Genomic DNA, 23,377 nt, shown 5'->3' with positions numbered 1-23,377 from the left:
GTCTACCCGACAGCAACCGAGGACGGCGAAGTCCCGATAGCGCCCAGGTCCGCGGGACCTCGGGCATTGGCGATGGAACTGACTGTCGCGGTACCGAATACACCTTTGCGGTCGTACATCGCCGCGGTGCCGACCGCGATCCCGTCCTGGGCCATCCGGTCCAGCCCGACCAGTCCCACTTCCTCCCCGTCCGGAAGCCGGGTCAAGGTCAGGCTGGCATCGGCGTTGATGTATTCCAGGCCGTTGCTGCCGAGGTTGGTGACCACATTCGTCACATCGGCCAACCCCGCGACGAACTGGAAGGGAGTCGGTTTCTCACCGGCCACGACCGCGATCGGCCGGTGCCAGATCCCCGTTCGTGCGGTGTTGTGATGGGTGTGGGCATCAGAGGTCCACCCCTGTTCGTCGCTGAAGTACACCCGATCCTGATCGGGCGAAGGTTCCCGGTCGGTCGGCGGAGGGTCCGCGACGGTACCCGGCGACCAGCAGATGCCGTCCGGTGTCGGTCCGGGGCGCAGGTACAGCGCGCCGGCTCGCGCGACCGGTCGGTCGTCTTGGATCAGAATCGCGTCGAACAACGACAACCGGCGGCCTTCTCGCACCACCTCGACACGAGTTGTACAGGGACGCATGAACACTGGGTGAAACAGATCGAGCGTCCACCGTGCCGGTCGCAAGTCGGTCCGCGTGCGAACGATCGGTTCTCGCTCCACCGCGCGCGCCAGAATCGCTCCGACAGCCATGCCGCGTAGCTGCCCACCGATCCACCCACTGCTCGCCTCGGGTTCGGGATGAAGGATCTCCGTGCGATCGGTCGGATCGGATTGTGCGCGAAAGAATGCATGGCTCACCGGCGGACTCCTTGGACTCGGGCAGTCTCGCCTGATGCGCGGCGTCGGTGGCACGCGACTGACAGATGCCCCAGATCTGCGAGTCGGCGATGAAGATCAATGATGCCTCGGTCGGCAGTGGGCGGCCACTCGGCTGGGGAAGATCACAGGGGTGATGTCTGCGTTCGCCGGTACGTCGAATACGGCGCGTTAGGCTCGGACATGGCCCACCGTTCCATCGTTCTCGGTGCGATGCTCGTCGTGATGTCGTTGCTCAGCGCGTGCAGTGTGTTCGGCCGGGAGGAAAACGATCCACCCGCCGCGCGTGACGCGGATGTGCTGGTGTCGATCGCGGAGTCGTCATGGTTCCTGCAGACCGAACGTATCGGGAGTCGACGCCTTCCCTTCTTCGAATTGCGCCGTGACGGTACGGTTTTCACCACGGCTGACGGTGGCGCCGAGAAAAGCATGTTCGGGGTGTACTGGGCTCGGCTCACCGAGGACGGCATCGAGCAGGTTCGTCAGTGGTTCGACGACCTCTCGTTCAACGATGCCCATTACCTGGAGTCGTCACCGCTGACGGACCAGCCGACAACGGCGGTATACGCGAACTTCGGTCTACCGGTCGGTGTGTCGGTCTACGGCTTGGATACCGAGTCCGGTGCGCAATCGGCCAACCGTGAGGTCCGCAGATTGGCCGACGTGATCGACCGCTTGCGAGCTCTGCCCGACGACGAGCACCTCACCGTGCAGCGCCGTGCGCCGTACACCCCGACCGCCCTCGATCTCGCGTTCCAGCCCGCGGTGCCCGAGGACGACACGCAGTTGCCCGCACCGATCAGATGGCCGTTCGAGACCCCGTTGACGCAGCGCACCCTGGGTGTCGGCGGCTACGGGACGGTGCTGTGCGCCACGATCGACGGCGCCGAAGCAGCCACGATCATCGAGCTCATGGCCGGACACGACGAGGACACCCCACCCCATTGGTCGACCGGGGCGACACCGGGATCCGGACAACCCACCTCGGTCACGGTGACGGCGAGCGCGCTGTTGCGCGGTCAATCCGGTTGCAACACGGCGAAAGCTACGTCGAATCGCGTTGCCGTGAAGCCACTTCAGGACGTAGTACTCGCCGATCCGGCAGTGTGGAGCGGCCGCTACCCGGCCGACCGGTTCACCACCGCCGCCCGCCTGGAAATCTATGCCGCGGTGCCGATCCTGGTTCGCGAACTAGAGAGAAGGCAAGAGATCGAGGACGCGAACGGCACCAGCAGCATCGAGTTCCACGTGCCGACCGGATCGGACCTCGGCTGGTACGACTACGGATTCGTGGCCGCCGAAGTGGACGGTGCCCGCTATCTCGACCTCGAGGCGCGCTATGAGGGGATGGCTCCCGATCCATGGGAGCCGCCGACCTGGCACGCGCGCATCGCCCTCGGCACCGAGACCGTCACCACCCTCGACCTGCGTTGACCGTGTCCCGCTCGGCCGGGCGGGGCGCGTGGTGTTCGCCCACAATTCAGCGTGGACGCACCCGCGTCACCGGAGCGCTAGGAGTTCTGCTGATCGGGTTCGATATCCAGCAGGAGCGGGAACCAGCTGAGGGTCCAGGCGGCCACGGCGGTCGATGCCAGCACGTGGATCAGGTAGATCGTGCCGATCAGGCCGATACCGTAGTCGCGCATCCAGGCGCCGAGCGGAATCAGAGCCACCAGGTCGAGGCCGAGCATCAGTATCGACAGCAGCAGGGCGGGCGCTGCCCACGACGGCGGGCCGGGCTCGGCCGGAGCGCCGGTCTCGGGCGTGGCCTGGACAGGAGGGGCGTCGAGCGGGTTCTCGTTGACCATGTTGTCCTCACGGGCAAAGCCGGTATTGCGGCTGGAGCGGTCGACACCGCGTCGTGTGCGTCCGATGGCGGGATGCTGCGTACTTGCTGAGCTGTCAGGTATTCGAGGTCGCGGACGGCCCGGATCGGCGCTCGAGGTGAAAATCTCGGCATCCGCAATCGATCGGCAACAGGAAGAGGACGGCCTGTGTCGCGGCAGCTCAGAACGCGGCAACCCTGACGAATCGTCACCGATCGGATCTTCGGTCGACTGGAAGTCGGGATGGTGGCCGGAGTCGGGCGTACGAGCGCCCGTCGTTGTTTCCCCCTTCTACTGTATACACGATTCCGGGCCCTCATGAGGGGTTATTTCTTGGTCCATAATCGCTCGCGAAAGACCGAAACCACCAGGCGAGGAGTAGCGAGATGGCATTTGTGCTCGGGTTCGACGAGGTCGATCGGACGCAGGTCGCGATCGTCGGCGGTAAGGGGGCGAACCTCGGTGAGTTGTCGCGAATCGACGGTGTCGAGGTACCGGACGGCTTCTGTGTGACGACCGAGGCCTTCGCGCGCACGGTGGCGGGGGCAACCTCGCTCGACGATCGGCTCGACGAACTGTCGCGCCTCCAGCCGGGGGATCGAGCGGCGATTTCCGTGCTGAGCGAACAGCTGCGGCGCACGGTCGAGGAGTTGGTCGTTCCCGAGGAGATAGCGGAGGCGATCCTCGCCGCGCACGCTCGGCTCGGAATCGACGGCGCCTACGCCGTGCGGTCCAGTGCGACGGCCGAGGACCTACCCACCGCGTCGTTCGCCGGTCAGCAGGACACCTTTCTCAATGTCGTGGGAACGGCGGCGATTCTCGAACACGTGCGCCGGTGTTGGGGTTCGCTGTTCACCGAGCGAGCCGTCACCTACCGACTACGGAACGGCTTCGACCAGAAGAAGATTCAGATGAGCGTCGTCGTCCAGCGGATGGTGTCCGCGCGGGCCGCCGGCATTCTGATGACGGCCGACCCGGTCACCTCCGACCGAACCGTGGTGTCCATCGACGCCGGTTTCGGTCTCGGCGAGGCCCTCGTATCAGGTCTGGTCAACGCCGACGCCTACCAGGTACGCGACGACCACATCACCGGCAAGACGATCGCCACCAAGAAGCTCGCTGTGGAGTCGGTGCCGACGGGCGGTACCCAGGTGAGCGAGATCGCGCGGGAGCGCCGAAACGAGCCGGTGCTCTCCGATGACGAGGTGCTGCGGCTCGCGCAGCTCGGCCGTCGCATCGAAGCCCATTTCGGCAGCCCCCAGGACATCGAATGGTGTTCGGACGGTGATGGTTTCCGGATCGTGCAGAGCAGGCCGATCACCACTCTGTTCCCGATTCCCGTCGCCGCCGACGGGGAGAACCACGTCTATGTGTCGGTCGGCCATCAGCAGATGATGACCGATGCGATGAAGCCGTTGGGGATCTCGGTCTGGCAGCTGACGAGCAACGCGCCGATGCGCGACGCGGGCGGGCGCTTGTTTGTCGACGTCACCGCGATGATGTCCGCACCCACCAAAGCCGCCGCCTTGGTAGCGGGCCTCGGCAAATCCGACCCGTTGATGGGAGACGCGCTGCGGACCGTGCTGGAACGCGGTGATTTCGTTCGGCAAGTGCCAGAGGAGGAATCCGGCGCACCACCCGCACCGTTCGGCGTCACTGCCGAGAGGATCGAGACCGATCCCGACATCGTCACCGAGCTGATCGCCGAGAGCGAAGCTTCCCTCACGGCCTTGAAAGGCGAGATCGCGAACCTGTCCGGACCGGCGCTGCTCGACTTCATCCGAGCCGATATCCAGGAGGAACTGCGCCGGGTCCTGTTCGCGCCCCGGGGATTACAGGTGATCATGGCCGCGATGGACGCCACGGAGTGGCTCAACGATCGACTACGAGAATGGCTGGGCGAGAAGAACGCCGCCGACGCCCTCACCCAATCGGTTCCCGGAAACGTGACATCGGAAATGGGTCTGGCGCTGCTCGACGTCGCCGATGTGATCCGACCGCACCCGGAGGTGGTGGCGTACCTGGAGCGGATCGAGGACGACGATTTCCTGGTCGGTCTGGGCGATGTCGCGGGCGGCGAGGAGACGAGAGCCGCGATCGAGGACTTCCTCGCCGAGTACGGCATGCGCTGCGCCGGCGAAATCGACATCACCAGGCCGCGGTGGAGCGAGAGTCCGATCACGTTGGTGTCGACAATCCTCGGCAATATCCAGAACTTCGGGCCCGGCGCGGGCAGACAGCGCTTCGAGGACGGACTCCGCGATGCGCGGCAGAAGCAACAACAGATTCTGCGAGCTCTGCGCGCTCTTCCCGACGGGGAACAGAAAGCCGTCGAGACCGAGCAGATGATCGAGCGCGTGCGCACCTTCTCGGGCTATCGGGAGTACCCGAAGTACGGCATGGTCAGTCGCTACTTCGTCTACAAACAAGCACTGCTGCGCGAGGCCGGACGTCTGGTGGAATCCGGTGTGCTGCGCGAGGCCGACGACATCTTCTTCCTGCGATTCGATGAGTTGCAGGAAGTAGTTCGCACGCACCGGGCAGATCAGGACCTCGTCGACGCGCAAGAAGACGCTTTTCACTCCTACCAGTCACTCACCGCGCCGCGAGTGCTCACCTCCGACGGAGAAGCGCTCACCGGGGCGTATCGACGCGAGGACCTGCCCGCCGACGCTCTGCCGGGCTTGGCGGTCTCGGCCGGGACGATCGAAGGCCGGGCCCGCGTGATCTCCGATATCGCGCAGGCCGACCTCGCAGCGGGCGACATCCTGGTCACCGCCTATACCGATCCGAGCTGGACCCCACTGTTCGTCGGGATCGCGGGGCTGGTCACCGAGGTGGGCGGCCTGATGACCCACGGTGCCGTGATCGCCCGCGAATACGGCCTGCCTGCCGTGGTCGGCGTGGAACACGCCACCGAGCTGATCCGCGACGGGCAGCGCATCCGGGTGAACGGCACCGATGGCTACGTCGAGATCCTGTCGCAGCAGTAGTCGACGGTTGCGAGCCGGGCCGACAGATCGATTATTGGGAAGGATGGTGGACGTGCGCGTCGGCGTCGTCGGATTGAAAATGGGGATGTACCTGGCGACCTGGTGTCGGCGACTGGGTATGGAGGTGGTGGCCGCCTGCGATCGCGACCCGATCCGGCGGGGCGAGGCGGTTGAGCTCCTGCCACAGGCGGCTGTGTTCGAGGACTGGAGTGCCCTGCTGCACCACGACCTCGACGCGGTGGTCCTCGCCAACGACTTCGACGAGCACGCGCCGCTGGCCATCGCCTTCCTCGAACGCGGTATCCACGTGCTCTCCGAATCCGCCGCCTGTGCGGACGAGTGGCAAGCGGCCGCGTTGCTCGATGCCGAACGTCGCTCGTCCGCGACGTACTCCTTCGCCGAGAACTACGTCTTCCATCCGCATGTCCAGCTCATTCGAAATGCTCTGGAAGCCAAGGAGATCGGTCGGGTGACGCTGGTGGAAGCGGACTACCTGCACGGGATGTCACCCGATGACGTCTCGCGCCTGATCGACGATCCCGGCCACTGGCGAGGCCGCATCGAACCGACGGCGTACTGCACGCACACCGTGTCGCCGATCCTCGCCCTCACCGGCGAACTGCCGACCGAGGTGACGGCCTTCCACGTCGACTCCGCCGATGCCAGGGCCGCCGTGGTCATGGTGGTCCGGCTCAGCGGGGGCGGATTGGCCATCACCCGGCACGGGTTCCTGCAGGGCGAACCGGACAGCCACTGGAGTTGGGTTTCGGTGCGCGGCACCGAGGGTCTGGCCGAATCGGTCCGCGCGCCCGGCGGGCGGGCGTGGTCGGTGCGTGTGCGCAAGGAAGGCTGGACCGATCGCAGCGGCGTCACCCGCGACGAGGAACGCACGCCCGCGCCGATGACTCTCCTCGACGGCACGCTCGTCGAACCGAAAGCAGAAGGCACGGTCCGGATCCTGCAAGGCTTTCGGGCGTGCGTCGAGGAGGGTGCGCCGCCGCTCGTGCCGATCGGCCCGGCAGTGGCGGCGTCGCTGGTCGGCGTCGCGGGTGCCCGTTCGCTGCGGGACGGATCGCGCCCGGTTTCGATGCCGAACCTGGTGCTGTGAGCGGAGATTCGCTGTCGGGTGGGACCGGGGTGTGGCTCAGTTCCTCGGCGCTCGTCGCGCAGTCGGACGGGCTGATTCGATGCGGGCGGCGAGCTCGACCAGATCGGCCGCGGGTCCGGCGGGTGGGGTGCGGCGGTGCCAGATGGCGCGAAATTTCCGGGTCAGAACGATCGAGTCGGCCAGGTCCACTTCGTGCAGGGTGCCCGCACGTAGTTCGTGGGCGACGATCAGACGGCTGACGACCGCGGGTGCGAGGCCGCTGCGGGTGGTCGCGAGAATCGCTGCGGCGGAACCGAGTTCGGCCGCGGGACGGGCGGGGGTGCCGTGAATCTCGAGTGCCGCCCAGACCGTGTCCCGGGTTCCGGAACCCTTCTCGCGCCACACCAGTGGCGTATCGGCGAGTTCGCGCGGGCTCACCGGCTTACCGCGAGCGGCCCACGGGTGGGTCGGTGCGACAACGACAACGAGTTCGTCGGCCACCAGTACCCGGCTACCCAGTCCCGAGGGCGCCTGCGGTCCCTCGACGAATCCGAGCGCGACGTCGCGATCGCGAACCGCTGCGGTCACCTGGTGAGAATTCGCCACATCCAGTTCGACGGCCAGCTCGGGTCGAAGCTTGCGCAATGCCGCCAGCCACTGCGGGATCCGGTGGTCGGCAATGGTCTTCGAGGCGATCACATGCAGTCGTGGTGACAGCTCGCGGTGCAGGTTCGCGACGCCGTCCATCAAGGTACGGCTCGCGGCCAGCACCGGCCGACCCAGTTCGACCACGGCCGAACCGGCATCGGTCAACGCCGAACCGGTGGGTCCGCGATCGAGCAGCCGCAGATGCAGTCGCCGTTCCAGTGCGCTGATGCGCATGCCGACCGCGGGTTGGCTGATGCCGTGGCGGCGCGCGGCGGCGCCGAGGCTGCCCAATTCGGCCACCGATACCAGCAGATCGAGGACCTCCAGATCGGGAGTCCCCGGCGGCAAGCTCATAAGGAAACCTTACGAGGTGGTGGAAATCGGGGTCTACCCGGCGGTGGGCGCTCGCACCAGGATCAGCACTACCGCAAGTCGCGGTTCAGCACAGCTGAGGAGAACAACGTGACGTTTGTGATCGGCGCCGCCTGCGTGGACATCCTCGATCGGGCCTGCATCGAAGAGTGCCCGGTCGACTGCATCTTCATCGGCGATCGGATGGCCTACATCCAACCCGACGAGTGCACCGATTGCGGCGCGTGCGAACCGGCCTGCCCGGTCGAGGCCATCTACTACGAAGACGATCTGCCGTCGGGCCAGGAACAGTTCATCACCGAGAACGCCCGCTTCTTCTACGAACCGCTGCCCGGAAGAGTCGAGCCACTCGGTCATCCGGGCGGCGCGACAGCGGTCGGTGTCCTCGGCGTCGATACAGCCTATGTGCGGGCGTTCGAGGCGTAGTTCTCGAATCGAGGCGGCAAATCCCGCAGGTCGGTGTAGTTGTACGCCAGAATGTCGCCATGCGGACATTCGCCAAGATGGTGCACGCCGTCACTGCTGGGGTTCTGATCGTCGTGGCTGGTCACGGTGTCGGCGGTGCCGCACCATCCGGGAGTGCTGACGGTCTGCTGCCGTGGCCGGCCGCAGGGCCGGACGGTGTGCACGCCTCGGGTGCGGCGTTGGCGGAAGGGCTCACCGGAATGGTGGTGTGGTCGCGCGAGGCGAACACCCCGGTCCCGATCGCGAGTATCGCGAAGGTGATGACGGCGGTGGTCGTGATCGCCGGCGGTGACCTCGAACGACCGGTGACGGTGCCGCAGGAAGCGGGGGCCTACTGCGCCAGGGAGAACGGCAGCACCGCGGGGTTGGTGGCCGGTGAGGTGCTCACCGCGCGCCAGCTGCTGTACGCGCTGCTGCTGCCGTCGGGCTGCGACGCCGCCTACACCGTCGCCGAGTCGTTCGGGCCCGGCCAGGGCGGTTTCCTGGCCAGGATGAACGACACCGCACGGGTCATGGGTATGGCGGGAACGCATTTCAGCGACCCGGCCGGCATGCCGTACCCCACCGACTTCTCCACCTATTCCACCCCGGCGGATCTCGTAGCGCTGGGTGTGCGCGCGATGAACCTGCCGCTGTTCCGTGAGATCGTCGGTACGAGGAACTTCCACGTCCCGGCCGGGCCCGCCAACCGCGAACACCACTGGGAAACCACGAACCGCATGCTCGACGAATATCCCGGCACCATCGGTATCAAGACGGGCAACACCGACGCCGCGGGCCACTGCTTGATGTTCGAGACGATTCGTGCGGGCATCCCGCTGATCGGTGTGGTCCTGCACAGCTCGGACCACAGCAGCGCAGCGGCCAGACAGGACGCCGAGCGCATGCTGAACTGGGCCTACGACCCGATCCTGCGCGTTCTGCAGCCGCTCGGAGGCTGACGACCGGCGCGATCCGAACACAACGCCTAGCATGTGCGGATGTGCGCGCCGGCAGATGGTTTCGGGTCCTCGTTTGCCTGATCGTGCTCGGCGGTACCAGTGGCTGCGTGGGTGCGGTGGACCGGGCGGAATTCGAGGATCAGGTCCGATCGCGCGGGGGCGGTTTGGTGAGTGCGTTGCCGCAGGAGGCCGTCGCGGCGCTCGCCCAGCGCACCGGCGCCGCCGACGTCGAAGCGAACCTGATCCTCCTCACTGCGCCGAACTCGACCCAGTTCCGTCTGACCTTGAACGATCAACCCGCCCAGATCACGCGGTTCATGGCCGACGACGCAGTGCCGGCCGCTCGGACACCCACCGTCCGCCTGCGGGTGCGGCCGCCTGATCGCTCGCGGCAACTCGACGACTATTCCTTCACCCTCGGGGATTTGAGCGCACCACGCCCGGTCCGGGTTTCCGCTTCCGACGACCTCGACGGCGAGGATTTCACCGTCAGCGAGGTGCCCGGCCTGTCGCGCGTAGAAGAGATCGTCGACACCGCTCTCACCCGCAGCGAACTGCCCGACGGCCAGGTCACCGTCATCGTGGTGAGTCGCTTCGGCCGCGAGATCCGCATAGTCGCCAACGTCTTGTCGCCGCGCTCGGAAATGGTCGTCGAATTCGACCGCACCGGCACCTTCCTCCGAGCACAGCAGGTATAGCGCATGCGACGCGTCCTGGTAGCAGCGGTTTCCCTCGTCAGCGCCGCCGCTTTTCTGACAATTATCGTGGCCGTCGCCCTCTGGCCGGGCGAAGCGAAACTCACCGCACCGCTGTTCTGTTCGCCTCCGACCGCCGAGCCCGTGGTCGTCTCCGATACCTTCCACGACTCCGAGGGAACCTCGACCAACTACACGCTGTATTGCGTCAGCGACCGTGGCGTTCTCACCGACGAGGGCTTCGCACTACCGATGCTGGTGCTCTTCGCCGCACACGCAGTGATCGTGGGAGTCCTGCTCCTGCTCGCCGCGCTGATCGCCCGCCTCGGGCACCGATCCGAACCGTCGGACGGGCCGTTCGAGCGTGTGCAGGACAGCTGACGGTCAGCTCAGATCTTCGTCATTGGACTGCCAGGTCGACCTGTAGATCCACCGAGAAGTTGTCGATCGACAGTGGATTGCCCGACTCGGTCATCGTCAGCTTCTCGGTGCCGAGGCCGATTCGGTGCAGGAAGACCGTCGTGACGGTGGCCGCGGCCCGGGCCTGTTCCCGTTCGGTCGGCCACATCCGCGTGGAGCTGCCGTCGCCACAGTCCACGAAGCCGAGCTCGTCGAGGTGTGGGCGGGTGGATGCGGTGGTGAAGGCGCGCAGGCGGATCTCGGTCGGGGACAACTCGAGTTGGGCGTAGCGCTCCGGTGTCTTGTCGCGGTCGAACATGTGCAGCACCAGGGGTTCTGGGCCGGGGCCGAGCGCGCGCATGGCGAGGTGGACGCTGCGCAGCAAATCGGTCAACAGGCCCCGCAGGTGGCCGAGGGTGTAGACGCTCCAGATCTCTCTGCTCCGGCCGTCCGAACCGGCCGGTGCGGCGAACCAGGTGAAGTCGATCTCGTAGTTGTCGGCGCTGTTGTACTCGATGTCGTGTTCGTCGACCGGAACACGGTCGTCCACGTCGACGACGTCGGGGTAGTGGTACTGGGTCTTCCAGTGCCACCACCTGCGGTTGGCATCGGACTCGGTGGACTCGACCCGCACGGACAGACTTCCGCACCCGGCGAGCTCGAGCGTGCGCAGCGTCTCGCCGTCGACCCAGCCGACATCGAGATCCGCCAGACCCCGATACCAGGTGGGCGGACCCCATGTCGCCACCGCGAGGTCCAGGTAGCGACGGAACTGTTCTGCCTCGATCGTCGCGACGGCGATGGACAGCTGCATCCGCTGCTCGTTCTCGGCATACGGATCGCGGTCGTCGTGAATTCGGCCACCGGAGGGTGTGTGCGGGATGTCGACCGTACCGTCGTCGATCAGGGTCCATCCCGCGGTACGGCACACGTGTTCTACGTCGGCTCGGACGAACGTGCGGAAGACGCTCGCACGCAACTGCGTCAGCAAGTCGGTGAAGCGTCCGTCGGGCATGGTGTCCATACCCGAGCACGTTAACGAGGACCACCGACACGAACTCGTCCCGAAGATGGTGAACCGGTCTTCGGAAGCTGTTGCCGCGCTTGACTATCCGGACCGCCTGCCGGTGAAGGTCTCAGCCGATCGCGGGTACCCGCTCGGCGGGCACCGGCGCAGGCGGCGGGGTGCCGTCGCCGAAGGGACGCCCACCCAGTTCCTCGCGATGGTGCGGGGTGAGCCAATTCGACAGGTCCGGCCCCGCGGGAACGATCCCGGTGGGGTTGATGTCGCGGTGCACCACGTAGTAGTGCTCCTTGATCTGTCCGAAGTCGATGGTGTCGCCGAAGCCGGGGGTCTGGAACAGGTCGCGGGCATACGCCCACAGCACCGGCATCTCGCTGAGTTTGGTGCGGTTGCACTTGAAATGGCCGTGATAGACCGGATCGAAACGGGCCAGCGTGGTGAACAGTCGCACGTCGGCCTCGGTGATCGTGTCACCGACCAGATAGCGCTGGGTACCGAGTCGATCGGTGATCCGGTCCAGGGCGGCGAAGAGTCGAGCGTAGGCGGCATCGTAGGCGTTCTGATCGCCGGCGAAACCACAGCGGTAGACGCCATTGTTGATGTCGCGGAACACGTCCCGGTTGATCTCGTCGATCTGCGCGCGCAGCGGTTCGGGATACAACTGCGGTGCGCCCGGCCTGTGATACGCGGTCCACTCGGTGGAGAAATCGAGGGTCATCTGCGCGTAGTCGTTGGTGACGACCTGCCCGGTCGCGATCTCGACGACGGCGGGCACGGTGATCCCGCGCGGATAGTCCGGGAACCGGGCCAGATAGGCGTCGCGCAGGTGGTGGATGCCGAGCACCGGATCGACCTCGCCCGGATCCAGATCGAAGGTCCAGCTGAGCTTGTCGTGGGTGGGCCCACACAGGCCCAACGACAGCACCGGTTCCAGCCCGAGCAGTCGGCGCACGATCAGCGTGCGATTGGCCCAGGGACACGCCCTGGCCGCGACGAGCCGATAGCGACCCGGTTCGACGGGGTATCCATCACCTCCGTCGGCGGTGATCCGCGTGGTGATGTAGTTGGTGTCGCGACGGAACTCGCCCGCCTCGACGTAGGTGCCCGCACCGGCATCGCTCACCGCCCCAGTCTTGCACACCTGTGCGCCGGCCGAGTCGACCATCGTCCGGGACTGTCACTGCGTTGTGCGGTCGCGCTCCGCTCGACGGCCGAGGTGTTCATGGCGCGAACTCTGGCGGAAATCGCGGTGCGCAGCTCATCGCGGCGGCACGGTAGGTCCGGCAAGGTGCGCGCGGCGAAGACGAGAAGTCGGCAGGTGGCACAGGGGATTGCGCTGGTGTCGAGCCGAACTCGGCGCGTGATCGCGATCGGGCCTGCTGATGCCGTGACCGACGTCCGGCTCGCAAACGGACGAACCCGCCAGTAACCTGTGGCCCGTGATACCGATGGGCAAAGCGCCGGGCGGGGCGGCGCGACCACGCATCGCGCTGACCGCAGTCGCTGTAGTGGTGTTCGTGACGTTCCTCGACACCACGATCGTGAGCGTCGCGCTGGGGGACATCCGTCGCGATCTGAGTGCCGACGTGACGATGTTGCAGTGGGTGGTCAACTCCTACACCGTGGTGTTCGCCGGGTTGATGTTGGCGGGTGGCTCGCTGGGGGACCGGTGGGGGCGCAAGCGGGTGATGATCGTCGGTCTGGTGATCTTCTGCGCCGGGTCGGTGGTCTCCGCGCTCGCGAGCAGTGTCGCGGTGCTCATCGCAGGCCGCGCGATCATGGGACTGGGCGCCGCGGCGTCGGAACCGGGAACGCTGTCGGTGCTACGCCATGTCTTTCCCGACGACCGGACTCGGGCCAAGGCGATCGGCGTGTGGGCGGCGGTGTCAGGGCTGGCGTTGGCGGCGGGACCGGTGCTGGGCGGCGTGCTGGTCCACGCGTACGGCTGGCGCTCGATCTTCTGGTTCAACCTGGTGATCGCGGGGGTGGCGCTCGTCATCGCGCTGTGGTCGGTGCCGGAAAGCGCCGATCCGAGTCCGGATCCCATCGACTGGGCCGGCGCGGTGCTCGGCGCGACGGCGTTCGGGTCGGTGATCTATGCCGCGATCTCCGGTCAGGATCGGGGCTATACCTCGCCGCCGGTGCTCGCGTTCTTCGCGATAGGCGCGCTCGCGTTCGTCGGGTTCATCGCCGTCGAAACACGTGCGCGCGCACCGATGCTCGACTTGCACTACCTGCGCTTTCCTGCCGTGCGCAGCGCACTGCTCGTGGCCTTCGCGGTTTACTTCGGCATCTTCTCGATCTTCTTCTTCACCGCGCTGTATCTGCAAGTGATGCAGTCGTATTCGGGTGCGCGCACGGCCACGGTCTTCGCGCCGATGGCCGTCGCGATCGTGATCGGTTCGCTGCTCGCGGGATTCTGGGTAGCGAGGCGAGGTGCGCTCACCCCGATGATTCTCGGCTGTGTGATCGGCGCGGGCGGGATCTTGCTGACCCGGCACATGCTGTCCGGGGAAATCCACGATCCTTCGCTGTCGGCCGCGATGGCGGTGGCGGGTTTCGGCTTCGGGATCGCGGTGGTGCCGTTGACGTCGGCCGTGATGTCGGGCGTCCCGGCGGAACACTCGGGAATGGCTGCCGCGGTGACCAATACGATGCGCCAGGTCGGCTCGGCGTTCGGTGTCGCGGTCCTCGGCGCGCTGGTGAGCGGATTCCTGTCCGCGGACCTGAAGGCGCGCATGGACGAACTGGGTTTGCCGACCTCGCTGCAGCCCGACGCCATCCAAGCGGTGGAACTCGGGAAGATTCCCGAGGGCGTCGATATCGGTCCGTATCTGAAGTACCTGTCGAAGGTCTCCGAGGTGCTCAACGCGGGCAAGGTGGCCTTCCATCACGGACTCGATGTGGCGCTGCTCGTCTCGGCGCTGATGATCCTCGCCGCCGCGGCGTTCACCGCCGTCGACGCGGCACGCCACCGTGCGGACATCACCTGATCCAACGGCGCGAATCACCGACTCGCAGAGGTTGTGCCGAGTGGTTCCGGCCGACGCTCACCGCGTCGGCCGGAACCGGCATCAGGCGCTGACCGAGGCTGTCACTTCACGGGTCAGTCGCGAGGACCATGGGCACCAGAAACAGCCGGGAAGGAAGGCGCCGCACGCCTCGTCGAGGTAGTCCTCGGTGTACTGGATGCTCGAATCGCAGACCTCGATGGCCATGGTGAAGAAGGTGATGGTGTCGGGGTCGAGGTGGAAGCTCCACTCCGGGTTGTAGCTCTGCTTGGACTTGCGGAGCTTGCCCATGACGTGGGTGGACATCGTTTCCTCGCCGGACAGGATCCGACGTGCCTCGGAGATCCGCTGTTCGTTGTTGAGCTGGAAAATGAATTCTTTTCCGCTGTAGTCGGTGAATGCAAAGAGCGCCATGACAGTTCCCCTTTGTCGATACGTTCGAGAGAGCGGGAGTCGAGCGTGTTGCGAGGGCGAGTGTATCGGCCGAATCGCGCGCGTATGTGCGCATTGCAAATGAAAACTGTTGGTAAGCAACAGGTTTAGGGATTCAGTCGGTTTCTGTCTGTGAAACGGGGCAACGGGGGAGTGCTTATCGGCGCGTCCCTGAGGCGAGCTCGTCTCGACGCGGTGACTGCCGTCCAGAATCCGCCTTCGCCGTGGTGATCAACTCCCGCACTGCCATCGCGCCCCGGGCGACAGGGCCTCCGACCCGACCATCCGCACCGATCAACACCGCCGACGGTGTGCCCCGAACCCGATAGCGCAGAGCCGCTTCATTGCCCTGCTGGACGAGCACCGGTATGTCGCCGACTTCCTGCGCGCGCCCCCATGCGGCATGTTCGCTGACATCGCCATTGCCGACCAGCACGACCGTCAGAACCTCCCGGACCCGCGATTGCCACCGCGGCAATTCGCGAGCCAGCGCCGCGCACAACTCGCAGCCGGGATGAACGAACACCAGCAGTACTGCCCTGCCGGGCTCCAAGAGCGACTCCAAGCTGATCCGCCCACCCTCGACGGCCAGCAACTCGAACTCGGGTGCCACCGCACCGACCGGCAGACCCTCGGCCCCCAGCGTCGACAGGGCCTGTTCGTCGACCCGCCGACTCAGCGCGCGCAACTCCCCGAGCGTCCAGAGCAGCACCGCCGCCAAGATCACGATCAGTGCCAGCCCGACAGTGGCCTCGGCGGGCAAACCGGCCGGAACCCCCGGATACCGCAGCGCCCCCACGGTGACCACGGCGGCGAGCGCCATCAACAATCCGTTGCGCACCAGTGTCTCGGGCCCGATCGGCCCCGCGCTCGCCGCACCGAAGCAGGAGCAGTTCGGGTGCTCGCCCCGCAGCAGCAATCGCACGATCGCCGCGGTGAACCCCGCGAGCAGCAGCAACGCCACACCACCCGCGACCCCCGCCGTCCACGGCAACAGCACCCCGGCCGCCACCAGCCCTTCGGCTATCGGCAATCCGATTGCCACCATGGGAACCCACCTGATGGGTATCCCGAAATCCGCCACCGCCTTCCGTGTCGCGGGCCCGTCCGCCAACTTCCCCCACGTCGACAGTCCGAAGGCCCCAGCCAGTACCAATCGCGAACCCCACACTCCGTATTCGATCAGCATTCCGGCACCATCCCACAGACGAAGCGGTCTGAAATATGATTTGCTGGAACAGCTTTCACCGCAGTTCGAAGCGGCTTGATACGGCATCTGACCTCTCCGCGTGGTGAGGCGCCGAACTCACGATCCGCCGACGGGACCGGCTACTCCGAGCAAGGTCGTTTGCACCTGCAGTAGGTGGTCGATGTCGCCTTCGGTGTCGGCGACGGCGTTGCTGTAGAGGAAGCTTTCGCCGAGGCGGACCACGGCGAAGGCCAGGGTCGTTCGGTCGATCGGGGGGCGGTATCCGTCCTGTTCTTGGGCGCGCTGGATGAGTCGCTCGACGAGTGCGACGCTGCCGCGATGTACCGGTCCGTCGGCTTGGGTGACCAGGCGAAGGGCCGCGGGCGCTTCGTTCTGGAGATAGGTGCGCAGGGCGGGGTCGGCTGCCAGGCGGCGCAGTACTCGATCGAAGACTTCGGAGATGCGGTGGGCGCCGCGGGTTTCGCAGTCGCTGTCGATCGAGGTGAGCAGGCGTTCGAACTGGCAGGCTATGGCGGCGCCGAGCAGGTCTTCCCTGGTGCCGAATCGGCGGTAGATGGTGGTGCGGCTGATCCCGAGTTCTGTTGCTACGGCGTGCAATTCCAGCCGTTCACCGCGGAGGAAGATGCGGATCGCGGTATCGAGCACATCATTGCGGGGTGTCGGGGGGGAAAGGAGCGGACTCGACTGTGTTCGATCGCCGGGCCGCGGTACGTCGCCCGGCGCAGTCGGCTCATCGGATGGGCGTGGTGCTGTGCCCGCGTCGACTCCGCGCACGGCGGCCGGATCGAGATGGCGCATCGCCGCGACGATGATCGAGACCGTCAGGTTCGCGGCCGCGGTGAAATCGAGGTGCTGGGCGAGCGCTTGCTGCACTCCGCGCACCCCGATGTCGGCGATCGCCGCAGCGCAGAAATCGGCGCTGGCGCCCCACTGCAGGTCGGCGCCACCGTATTCGTGCCGGATCAGTTCGGCGACGGTGTCGGCGACCGACTGGATCGTGGCGGTCCGCACTTCGTGTGAGCGGCCCGCCGTCGGCGCCCCGAACAGTACGTGAAAGCCCTCGGCGTGGGTGGCGGCGAAGTCGAACAGTGCGCGCGTTGTCGTCGCGATATGCCGGTCGAGATCGAAACCCTGTGCGCGCCGGTAGCTTTCCCGCATCCACGCCAGCAGGCTCGCCGCCTCGCGGCGTACACACGCGTCGAAGAGCTGTTCCTTGGTTCCGAAGTGCGCGTACAGCGTCGGTTTGGAGGTTTCGGCCGCGGTGGCCAGCTGCTCCATGGTGACGTTGTCGAAGCCGTGCGCGGCGAATACCGAGAGCACTCCGTCGAGCAGCGTGTCGTCGGATGGCCGCACCGCCGTGGAACGGCGGCGCGGCCGGTCGTCGGCCGACTCCGAATCGGACCTGGTCATGATGCAGCAGACTACCGTCAGCCGTTGCGCGGGTGGGCGAAGCAGTTGACCGGAACGCGGTTCGCCGGATCGAGGGCGTTGAGAATGTGCTGTGCGACAACCGGATCCGAGGCGGCGCCGGCATGTTCGAAGATCGCCAGCGGGCACTGGTCCTGCACGACGATATTGGTGACGTTCGCCGCGATCGGTCCCATGCCGCTGGTATGCGGAGCCACCACCTGATCCCAGCGGGTCATGATGAAGGTATAGTCGATGTCGGCGGGGTAGGCATCACCGGAGTTCACCGCGTCGAGGTAGTCGGAGCCGCTCGTCATCTGCAGGCTGGCGCCGAATCCGAAGGCCTCGGAACGGAGTTGGAGGTCATCCCAGACTCCGAGCAGGTCGAGCGCGCGGGCGATCAGGGCCTGGCCGCCGGCTCTGGTGCCGTCGTTGAGCGGGGTCAGGTTCACCGACTTGGCGACCTTGGCTGCTCCGCCCAGGTACTTGATGTACCACCGCGGCATCACGGTGCCTTCCGAATGGCCGACGAGGTCGACCTTCTGCGCCCCGGTGGCGGCGAGCACGCGATCCACGAACGGCGCGAGCTCCTGGGCTGAGGACTCCCGCATCGACTTGGTGCCCGGAATAAGGTTCAACGGCACCGGTGCTGCCGGGTCGAGGCCGTAGTTCAGGGCGAACACGCAGTAGCCGTTGTTTGCCAGCAGCGGCGCGATGGCCGTCCAGTTGGCGGCCATCGTCGCGGTGAGACCGTGCACCAGCACCACCGGTTCGGGATGTTCGGCGCTCGGGCGGCAGTTCCAGTCGTTCGCTCCGGGCGGGGAGGCCCGGTCGACGAAGTGGACGATGCCGGGAATCAGCCCGTACGGGACGGGGTACTGCGGAGCGGCCTGCGCGATGGTGGGTGCACCGGCGGCGGCGGCCCCGGCCAGTGTCGCGGCCAGGATCAGCCGTTTCATGACGCCGGGGCGTCGACGGTCGGTGGTTCGGGCGGGAGAAGACATGAGCACTCCTAGGACAGCGTTGTACTGCCACAAGTTCTAGCATGGCTTTACTGGAAGTAAAGCAATATCGGCGCAAACTTGCGTATCGACGCCGATCTGGTTGACACCGCGACAGGATTGATGGAACGTCTATCTATATTCGTTCCATTCGAGGAGTCTTCTGACGTGTGCCCGGCATCCACGCACAACACCGGCAGCGCTGCCGAACTGACCATCGACCGCCTCCACTTGCGCGAATGGCTGATCTCGCTCGGTCTGCGGTGTGCGGGCCCGGTGGAGGTCGCTCGCATCGGCGCGGGCAATTCCAACCTGACGTTTCTGGTCACCGACGCCGCCGCCCATCGCTGGGTACTGCGCCGGCCCCCACTGGGCGAGCTGCTCGCCTCGGCTCACGACGTTGTCCGCGAGGCGCGCGTCATGGGTGCGTTGTTCGACACCGACGTGCCGGTGCCGCGGATTCTCGGGGTGGGTGCTCAGGACGGCGTCCCGATGGTCTTGCTCGAGCATGTCGAGGGTCAGGTCATCGAGGACATGTCCGTCGCGCAGAAGCTCACACCCCATCAACGTCGCGCCACGGCGCTGGCGTCGGTCCGCGCACTCGCACAGGTGCACGCCGTCGACCTCATCGCCACCGGGCTGACCGATCTGGCCGGACACCGTCCCTATGCCGAACGTCAGATCCGCCGCTGGTCCGGGCAAGGGCAACAGTCCCGAACCCGGGATCTCCCGCTGGTGGACCAGCTCACCGATCGGCTGACCGCCGCGATCCCCGAACAGCACGAACGGACATTGGTGCACGGCGACTTCCACCTGCGCAACCTGATCATCGCGCCCGCCGACGGTTCGATCACCGCGGTCCTGGACTGGGAGTTGTGCACCCTGGGCGACCCACTCGCCGACCTCGGCAGCCTGCTCGCCTATTGGACAGAACCGGGCGAACCCGGGGTCGCGGGGTTCGAGATGACCACGCTGCCAGGGTTCCCCAGCAGGCAGGAACTCGTCGACGAATACCTCGACCACACCGGACGTGACCACGCGGCACTGGCCTTCTGGCACGCACTCGGGCTCTGGAAGCTGGCGATCATCGCCGAAGGCGTGCGGCGCCGAGCACTCGACAACCCGGACAACAGCACCCATGCCGGAGCTCCGACAACCGAACAGATCGATCACCTCGTCGAGCTCGCCGACGTGGTGGCCACCGCGACCGGCATCTGACCACCCGCGCAGAAAGACAACGATAACCATGCAATTGGCACTGACCGGCGATGAGATCGCCTTCCGCAATCACCTGCGGTCCCTGTATCGCAACGAAGTCCCAGCCGAGATCCGCGACGGCGTGCGGGAGGGGCGCGAGCTCAGCCGCGAGGCGCTCGTCACCACCCAGCGCATCCTCGATGCCCACCGCATCGCGGTGCCGAACTGGCCGCAACAGTGGGGTGGCCGGGACTGGACTCCGATTCAACGCCACCTCTGGCACGACGAGATGGCGCTCGCGTCGGTACCGGAACCGCTGACTTTCAATGTCGATATGATCGGCCCGGTCATCGCCCGGTTCGGCACCGAGGAGCAGAAGGCCCGGTTCCTGCCACCGACCGCCAATCTCGACATCTGGTGGTGCCAGGGGTTTTCCGAACCCGAAGCGGGCTCGGACCTCGCCTCCCTGCGTACCAACGCGACTCGCGACGGCAACGACTACGTCGTCAACGGGCAGAAGATCTGGACCAGCATGGCCCAGTACGCGGATTGGATGTTCTGCCTGGTCCGCACCGACTCCGGTGCGGCGAAGAAGCAAGCGGGAATCTCGCTGTTGTTGATCCCGATGGACGCGGCCGGGGTCACGGTGCGGCCGATCGAGCTCATCGGCGGCAGTCGCGAGGTGAACGAGGTGTTCCTCGACGACGTCCGCGTGCCGGCCGAACATCTCGTCGGACAGGAGAATCGAGGCTGGACCTACGCGAAATTCCTGCTAGGCAACGAGCGCGTCGGCATGGCCGCGATCGGACGCACCAAGGTCCGGCTGTCGACGATCAAAACGCGCGCCCGTCACACCCGCGTAGGCCAGGGCTCGCTGCTCGACGACCCGCTGTTCGCCGCGCGGCTCACCGAACTCGAAAACGAAACGCTCGCACTGGAACTGATCCAGACCGGCGCGATCGCCGGAGCTGAGCAAGACCGGACCGCACAGACGGCGTCGATTCTGAAACTCCGTGGCAGCCAACTCCAGCAGGCCGCCACCGAACTGATGATGGAGGTCGCGGGTCCGAGCGCGCTCCTGCCCGACCACAACCGATGGGCGGGCCGCAGCACCGCCGCCTATCTCAACTGCCGCAAGACATCCATCTACGGAGGATCGACCGAGGTGCAGCGCGGCATCATCGCCTCGACGATCCTCGGACTGTGAGCCCAAACCATGAATTTCGAACCGACCATGGAACAAACGATGTTGCGCGAGACCGTCAGCGACATCCTGGCCGACCCCGCGCACGCAGCGCCGGATGATCTGTGGGCCACCTTCGCCGACCTCGGGTTGCTGGGGCTGACCTTTCCCGAATCCGACGGTGGCCAGGGTGCGGGTCCCATCGAGGCCATGATCGTGATGTCGGAACTCGGCGCCTGCCCGGCCCGGGTTCCGGTCCTCGACTGCGCCTACCTACCGGGGAGCCTGCTGGTCGAGGCGGCCAGTCCTGGCCAGCGCCGCGAATTGCTCACGAAGGTCGCGGCGGGGGAGTTGCGGCTCGCGTTCGCGCACGAGGAACTGTGCTCGCGCTGGCCACTGCGAACCTGCTCGACGGCTGCGGTCCGGCGGGGCACTTCGTGGCGAGTGAGCGGGCGCAAGTCGCCCGTTCTCTACGGCGCCGAAGCGGACCTGCTCGTTGTGAGCGCGACCGGGCCCGAGGGTATCGGCCTGTTCCTCGTCGACCCCGCCGACGCGGGCGTGAGCAGGCGTGGGACTGTCGCCCACGACGGTATGCGCGTGGCCGACATCGTCTTCGAACAGGCGGCCGCCGAGCCGTTGGCCGCGCTGGGTGTCGACTCGGCTATCGAGGCCGCCCAGATCGCAGCCCAAGCCGCGTTGTGCGCCGAGGCTGTGGGAGCGATGACCGAGGCCTTGCGTATCACTGCCGAATATCTTTGTACCCGAGAGCAGTTCGGTGTTCCCTTGCGGAGCTTCCAGGCGCTCACCCACCGTGCGGCCGACATGCACATCGCGGTGGCGCTCGCCCACGGCATGTCCGTCTACGCGTCGACGGCGTTGGCCGACGGCCTGATTGATCAGACGGTGGCCTCGCGAGCGAAACTGCGTGTCGGGCGGTCGGCTCGGTTCGTCGGTCAAGAGGCTGTCCAGCTGCACGGCGGTATCGGAATGACCGAACAGCACCCGATATCGCGCTACTTCGCGCGGCTCACCGCCATCGACCGGACGCTCGGAAATTCCGATGACCATCTGCGATTCCTGATGGACCGGGTCGCCGAGTACGACATGGTCGACCTGTGAAGCCCGCGGTCACCGGGCGACCGGTCGTCGAGGTCACCGGCGGCAAGGTGCGAGGCCGGACCGTCGACGGTGTCAGCGCGTTCCTCGGGGTGCCGTTCGCGGCCTCCCCGGTGGGCCCGGCCCGCTTCCGAGCGCCGGCGCCCGTTGTGGGCTGGACGGGAGTTCGTGAGGCGAGCGCGCTCGGGCCCACGTGCCTGCAGGGCGCGTACCCGCCCGGTATCGAACCCATCTTGGGCACGCACCTGGTGGCAGGTACGGAATGCTTGAACGTGAACGTCTGGACGCCCGATCCCGGCGGCGGCGGCCTGCCGGTCATGGTGTGGATCCACGGTGGCGCGTTCGTGCACGGATCCAACGCGGTGCCGGCGTACGACGGTGCTGCGTTCGCCCGAGACGGCGTGGTGCTCGTGGCGATCAATTATCGGCTCGGCGCTCCCGGTTTCGCGGTGCTCGACGGAGCGCCGGACAATCGCGGCCTGCTCGATCAGCTGTTCGCACTGGCCTGGGTGCGGGAGAACGCGCGGTCCTTCGGCGGGGATCCCGACAATGTCACGGTCTTCGGCGAATCCGCGGGTGCGATGAGCGTCGCGTCGCTGCTGAGTTCGCCCGCCGCCACCGGGCTGTTCGCTCGCGCGATCATGCAAAGCGGTAGTGGCGGCGTCGCGGCGACCGTCGAGGACGCTCGTTCGCTGGGTCGAGAACTCGGCAAGGCGCTGGGCGTGCCCGCGACAGCCGAAGACTTCGCCGCAGTGTCGCCTCCGGCGCTACTGGCCGCGCAGGAGGCGGTGCGTGCTGAGTTCGCCCGCGACCCGGACCCGGCGCGCTGGGGTGCCTCGGTGCTGGCCGCAGGGGCCGGCATGAGTTTCTTTCCCGTAGTGGACGGCGATGTTCTTCCTGCGGCGCCCGTCGAGGCGATCGCGGCGGGATCCGCGCGCGGCATACCTCTGCTCGCCGGCTGCACCGCCGAGGAGTTCCGGCTGTTCACGGTGCCGACCGGACTCGCCGAGGCGATCACCGCCGACGCGCTACCGTTCGCGCTCGCACGCTTCGGCATCGGCGCTTCGGCGATCACGCCGTATGCCGCCAACCGCCCCGAGGCCACCGCGGGGGATCTGCTCGCGGCGATGGTGACCGATGCAGTTTTCCGTGGTCCCACCAGGCAACTCGTCGAATCGCAGTCCGCTGTCGACACTGCGGCGTTCCTGTACGAGTTCGGTTGGCGGCGAGCGGGTCTGGGTGCGATACACGGACTCGAGGTGCCGTTCGTCTTCGACACGCTGGCCGCGGCGACCAGCCTCACCGGTCCGAATCCGCCACAGCGGATCGCCGACGAGATGCACTCGGCCTGGATCGGTTTCGCCACCGACGGTGACCCGGGCTGGCCCTGTTACGCCGAGGACAAGCTGGTCATGACCTTCGACGAGCCTTCCTCTGGGCTGGTCGGCAATCCGCGTGCCGAGGAAAACGCGACACGCCACCCCGGACGACAGGACTGACC

General features: G+C 66.6%; 21 protein-coding genes. 12 read left to right on the top strand and 9 right to left on the bottom strand.

The window, feature by feature from the left end:
- Positions 1–2: 2 nt before the first annotated feature.
- The gene (locus QX204_RS15350; protein ID WP_301907553.1) at positions 3–851 is read right to left on the bottom strand and encodes an acyl-CoA thioesterase domain-containing protein; all 849 of its coding nucleotides are present in this window, start codon (positions 849–851) and stop codon (positions 3–5) included.
- Between the two features lie 201 nt (positions 852–1,052).
- Here QX204_RS15350 and QX204_RS15345 point away from each other — a divergent pair, with 201 nt between their 5' ends.
- A complete protein-coding gene (locus QX204_RS15345) occupies positions 1,053–2,303 on the top strand; it encodes a hypothetical protein (RefSeq protein ID WP_301907552.1) in 1,251 nt (416 codons plus the stop codon).
- Positions 2,304–2,380: 77 nt separating this feature from the next.
- Here the strand turns inward: QX204_RS15345 and QX204_RS15340 are convergent, their stop codons facing one another.
- Positions 2,381–2,677: a hypothetical protein gene (locus tag QX204_RS15340; RefSeq protein WP_301907551.1), complete on the bottom strand. Its 297-nt coding sequence runs from the start codon at positions 2,675–2,677 to the stop codon at positions 2,381–2,383.
- A gap of 404 nt (positions 2,678–3,081) precedes the next feature.
- Between QX204_RS15340 and rph the strand changes: the two genes are divergently transcribed.
- Both rph and QX204_RS15330 read left to right on the top strand, forming a co-directional pair.
- Positions 3,082–5,688 (top strand): rifamycin-inactivating phosphotransferase, encoded by a 2,607-nt coding sequence (gene rph, locus QX204_RS15335; protein WP_301907550.1) that lies wholly within the window; start codon positions 3,082–3,084, stop codon positions 5,686–5,688.
- A 43-nt stretch (positions 5,689–5,731) separates the two neighbouring features.
- Positions 5,732–6,796, top strand: coding sequence for a Gfo/Idh/MocA family protein (locus tag QX204_RS15330; RefSeq protein ID WP_301907548.1), 1,065 nt, complete (start codon positions 5,732–5,734; stop codon positions 6,794–6,796).
- A 36-nt stretch (positions 6,797–6,832) separates the two neighbouring features.
- Here the strand turns inward: QX204_RS15330 and QX204_RS15325 are convergent, their stop codons facing one another.
- Positions 6,833–7,777, bottom strand: coding sequence for a LysR family transcriptional regulator (locus QX204_RS15325; protein WP_301907547.1), 945 nt, complete (start codon positions 7,775–7,777; stop codon positions 6,833–6,835).
- Positions 7,778–7,885: 108 nt separating this feature from the next.
- Here QX204_RS15325 and fdxA point away from each other — a divergent pair, with 108 nt between their 5' ends.
- Genes fdxA through QX204_RS15305 form a run of 4 tightly spaced genes read left to right on the top strand, consistent with a single transcriptional unit; the run spans position 7,886 to position 10,277 of the window.
- Positions 7,886–8,221, top strand: coding sequence for a ferredoxin (fdxA, locus tag QX204_RS15320; RefSeq protein ID WP_301907545.1), 336 nt, complete (start codon positions 7,886–7,888; stop codon positions 8,219–8,221).
- 59 nt (positions 8,222–8,280) lie between these two features.
- Positions 8,281–9,201, top strand: coding sequence for a D-alanyl-D-alanine carboxypeptidase family protein (locus tag QX204_RS15315; RefSeq protein WP_301907543.1), 921 nt, complete (start codon positions 8,281–8,283; stop codon positions 9,199–9,201).
- A gap of 41 nt (positions 9,202–9,242) precedes the next feature.
- Positions 9,243–9,899 carry a hypothetical protein gene (locus QX204_RS15310; protein ID WP_301907542.1) on the top strand — a complete coding sequence of 219 codons (657 nt, stop codon included), beginning with the start codon at positions 9,243–9,245 and terminating at the stop codon, positions 9,897–9,899.
- Positions 9,900–9,902: 3 nt separating this feature from the next.
- Complete coding sequence (locus QX204_RS15305; protein ID WP_301907541.1) at positions 9,903–10,277, top strand: hypothetical protein; 375 nt, start codon at positions 9,903–9,905, stop codon at positions 10,275–10,277.
- Between the two features lie 19 nt (positions 10,278–10,296).
- Here the strand turns inward: QX204_RS15305 and QX204_RS15300 are convergent, their stop codons facing one another.
- Positions 10,297–11,319, bottom strand: coding sequence for a hypothetical protein (locus tag QX204_RS15300; protein ID WP_301907540.1), 1,023 nt, complete (start codon positions 11,317–11,319; stop codon positions 10,297–10,299).
- Between the two features lie 112 nt (positions 11,320–11,431).
- The gene (locus QX204_RS15295; RefSeq protein WP_301907539.1) at positions 11,432–12,484 is read right to left on the bottom strand and encodes a glutathione S-transferase family protein; all 1,053 of its coding nucleotides are present in this window, start codon (positions 12,482–12,484) and stop codon (positions 11,432–11,434) included.
- Between the two features lie 283 nt (positions 12,485–12,767).
- Here QX204_RS15295 and QX204_RS15290 point away from each other — a divergent pair, with 283 nt between their 5' ends.
- Positions 12,768–14,312, top strand: a complete 1,545-nt coding sequence (locus QX204_RS15290; protein ID WP_301907538.1) for an MFS transporter — start codon at positions 12,768–12,770, stop codon at positions 14,310–14,312.
- A gap of 81 nt (positions 14,313–14,393) precedes the next feature.
- On the opposite strand, the gene QX204_RS15285 is transcribed toward QX204_RS15290, so the two are convergent.
- The 4 genes from QX204_RS15285 to QX204_RS15270 form a co-directional block, all read right to left on the bottom strand.
- Positions 14,394–14,744: a BP74-related protein gene (locus tag QX204_RS15285; protein WP_301907536.1), complete on the bottom strand. Its 351-nt coding sequence runs from the start codon at positions 14,742–14,744 to the stop codon at positions 14,394–14,396.
- 175 nt (positions 14,745–14,919) lie between these two features.
- On the bottom strand, positions 14,920–15,951 hold the full coding sequence (locus QX204_RS15280; RefSeq protein ID WP_367620193.1) for a MauE/DoxX family redox-associated membrane protein: 1,032 nt from the start codon (positions 15,949–15,951) through the stop codon (positions 14,920–14,922).
- Between the two features lie 117 nt (positions 15,952–16,068).
- The gene (locus tag QX204_RS15275; RefSeq protein ID WP_301907533.1) at positions 16,069–17,382 is read right to left on the bottom strand and encodes a QsdR family transcriptional regulator; all 1,314 of its coding nucleotides are present in this window, start codon (positions 17,380–17,382) and stop codon (positions 16,069–16,071) included.
- Between the two features lie 17 nt (positions 17,383–17,399).
- On the bottom strand, positions 17,400–18,383 hold the full coding sequence (locus tag QX204_RS15270) for a lipase family alpha/beta hydrolase (protein ID WP_301907532.1): 984 nt from the start codon (positions 18,381–18,383) through the stop codon (positions 17,400–17,402).
- A gap of 207 nt (positions 18,384–18,590) precedes the next feature.
- Between QX204_RS15270 and QX204_RS15265 the strand changes: the two genes are divergently transcribed.
- Genes QX204_RS15265 through QX204_RS15250 form a run of 4 tightly spaced genes read left to right on the top strand, consistent with a single transcriptional unit; the run spans position 18,591 to position 23,375 of the window.
- Complete coding sequence (locus QX204_RS15265; protein WP_301908007.1) at positions 18,591–19,598, top strand: phosphotransferase family protein; 1,008 nt, start codon at positions 18,591–18,593, stop codon at positions 19,596–19,598.
- A gap of 28 nt (positions 19,599–19,626) precedes the next feature.
- A complete protein-coding gene (locus QX204_RS15260) occupies positions 19,627–20,784 on the top strand; it encodes an acyl-CoA dehydrogenase family protein (RefSeq protein ID WP_301907531.1) in 1,158 nt (385 codons plus the stop codon).
- A gap of 9 nt (positions 20,785–20,793) precedes the next feature.
- Entirely contained in the window at positions 20,794–21,879 is a 1,086-nt protein-coding gene (locus QX204_RS15255) for an acyl-CoA dehydrogenase family protein (protein WP_301907530.1), read from the top strand.
- Positions 21,876–23,375 (top strand): carboxylesterase/lipase family protein, encoded by a 1,500-nt coding sequence (locus tag QX204_RS15250; RefSeq protein ID WP_301907528.1) that lies wholly within the window; start codon positions 21,876–21,878, stop codon positions 23,373–23,375. The genes QX204_RS15255 and QX204_RS15250 overlap by 4 nt, the downstream gene beginning before the upstream one ends.
- The last annotated feature ends 2 nt before the right edge of the window (positions 23,376–23,377 follow it).

This window comes from Nocardia sp. PE-7 (assembly GCF_030486425.1).
GTDB classification, from domain to species: Bacteria; Actinomycetota; Actinomycetes; order Mycobacteriales; family Mycobacteriaceae; genus Nocardia; species Nocardia salmonicida_A.
This window is presented reverse-complemented; position numbering and strand designations above follow the sequence as displayed.

What these genes read in the sequence shown, in the direction of transcription:
- QX204_RS15345 (WP_301907552.1), top strand. Translation starts at nt 1,053, where the DNA reads ATGGCCCACCGTTCCATCGTTCTCGGTGCGATGCTCGTCGTGATGTCG.
- QX204_RS15340 (WP_301907551.1), bottom strand. Translation starts at nt 2,677, where the DNA reads ATGGTCAACGAGAACCCGCTCGACGCCCCTCCTGTCCAGGCCACGCCC.
- rph (WP_301907550.1), top strand. Translation starts at nt 3,082, where the DNA reads ATGGCATTTGTGCTCGGGTTCGACGAGGTCGATCGGACGCAGGTCGCG.
- QX204_RS15330 (WP_301907548.1), top strand. Translation starts at nt 5,732, where the DNA reads ATGGTGGACGTGCGCGTCGGCGTCGTCGGATTGAAAATGGGGATGTAC.
- QX204_RS15325 (WP_301907547.1), bottom strand. Translation starts at nt 7,777, where the DNA reads ATGAGCTTGCCGCCGGGGACTCCCGATCTGGAGGTCCTCGATCTGCTG.
- QX204_RS15315 (WP_301907543.1), top strand. Translation starts at nt 8,281, where the DNA reads ATGCGGACATTCGCCAAGATGGTGCACGCCGTCACTGCTGGGGTTCTG.
- QX204_RS15305 (WP_301907541.1), top strand. Translation starts at nt 9,903, where the DNA reads ATGCGACGCGTCCTGGTAGCAGCGGTTTCCCTCGTCAGCGCCGCCGCT.
- QX204_RS15300 (WP_301907540.1), bottom strand. Translation starts at nt 11,319, where the DNA reads ATGGACACCATGCCCGACGGACGCTTCACCGACTTGCTGACGCAGTTG.
- QX204_RS15295 (WP_301907539.1), bottom strand. Translation starts at nt 12,484, where the DNA reads ATGGTCGACTCGGCCGGCGCACAGGTGTGCAAGACTGGGGCGGTGAGC.
- QX204_RS15290 (WP_301907538.1), top strand. Translation starts at nt 12,768, where the DNA reads ATGGGCAAAGCGCCGGGCGGGGCGGCGCGACCACGCATCGCGCTGACC.
- QX204_RS15285 (WP_301907536.1), bottom strand. Translation starts at nt 14,744, where the DNA reads ATGGCGCTCTTTGCATTCACCGACTACAGCGGAAAAGAATTCATTTTC.
- QX204_RS15280 (WP_367620193.1), bottom strand. Translation starts at nt 15,951, where the DNA reads ATGCTGATCGAATACGGAGTGTGGGGTTCGCGATTGGTACTGGCTGGG.
- QX204_RS15275 (WP_301907533.1), bottom strand. Translation starts at nt 17,382, where the DNA reads ATGACCAGGTCCGATTCGGAGTCGGCCGACGACCGGCCGCGCCGCCGT.
- QX204_RS15270 (WP_301907532.1), bottom strand. Translation starts at nt 18,383, where the DNA reads ATGTCTTCTCCCGCCCGAACCACCGACCGTCGACGCCCCGGCGTCATG.
- QX204_RS15260 (WP_301907531.1), top strand. Translation starts at nt 19,627, where the DNA reads ATGCAATTGGCACTGACCGGCGATGAGATCGCCTTCCGCAATCACCTG.
- QX204_RS15255 (WP_301907530.1), top strand. Translation starts at nt 20,794, where the DNA reads ATGAATTTCGAACCGACCATGGAACAAACGATGTTGCGCGAGACCGTC.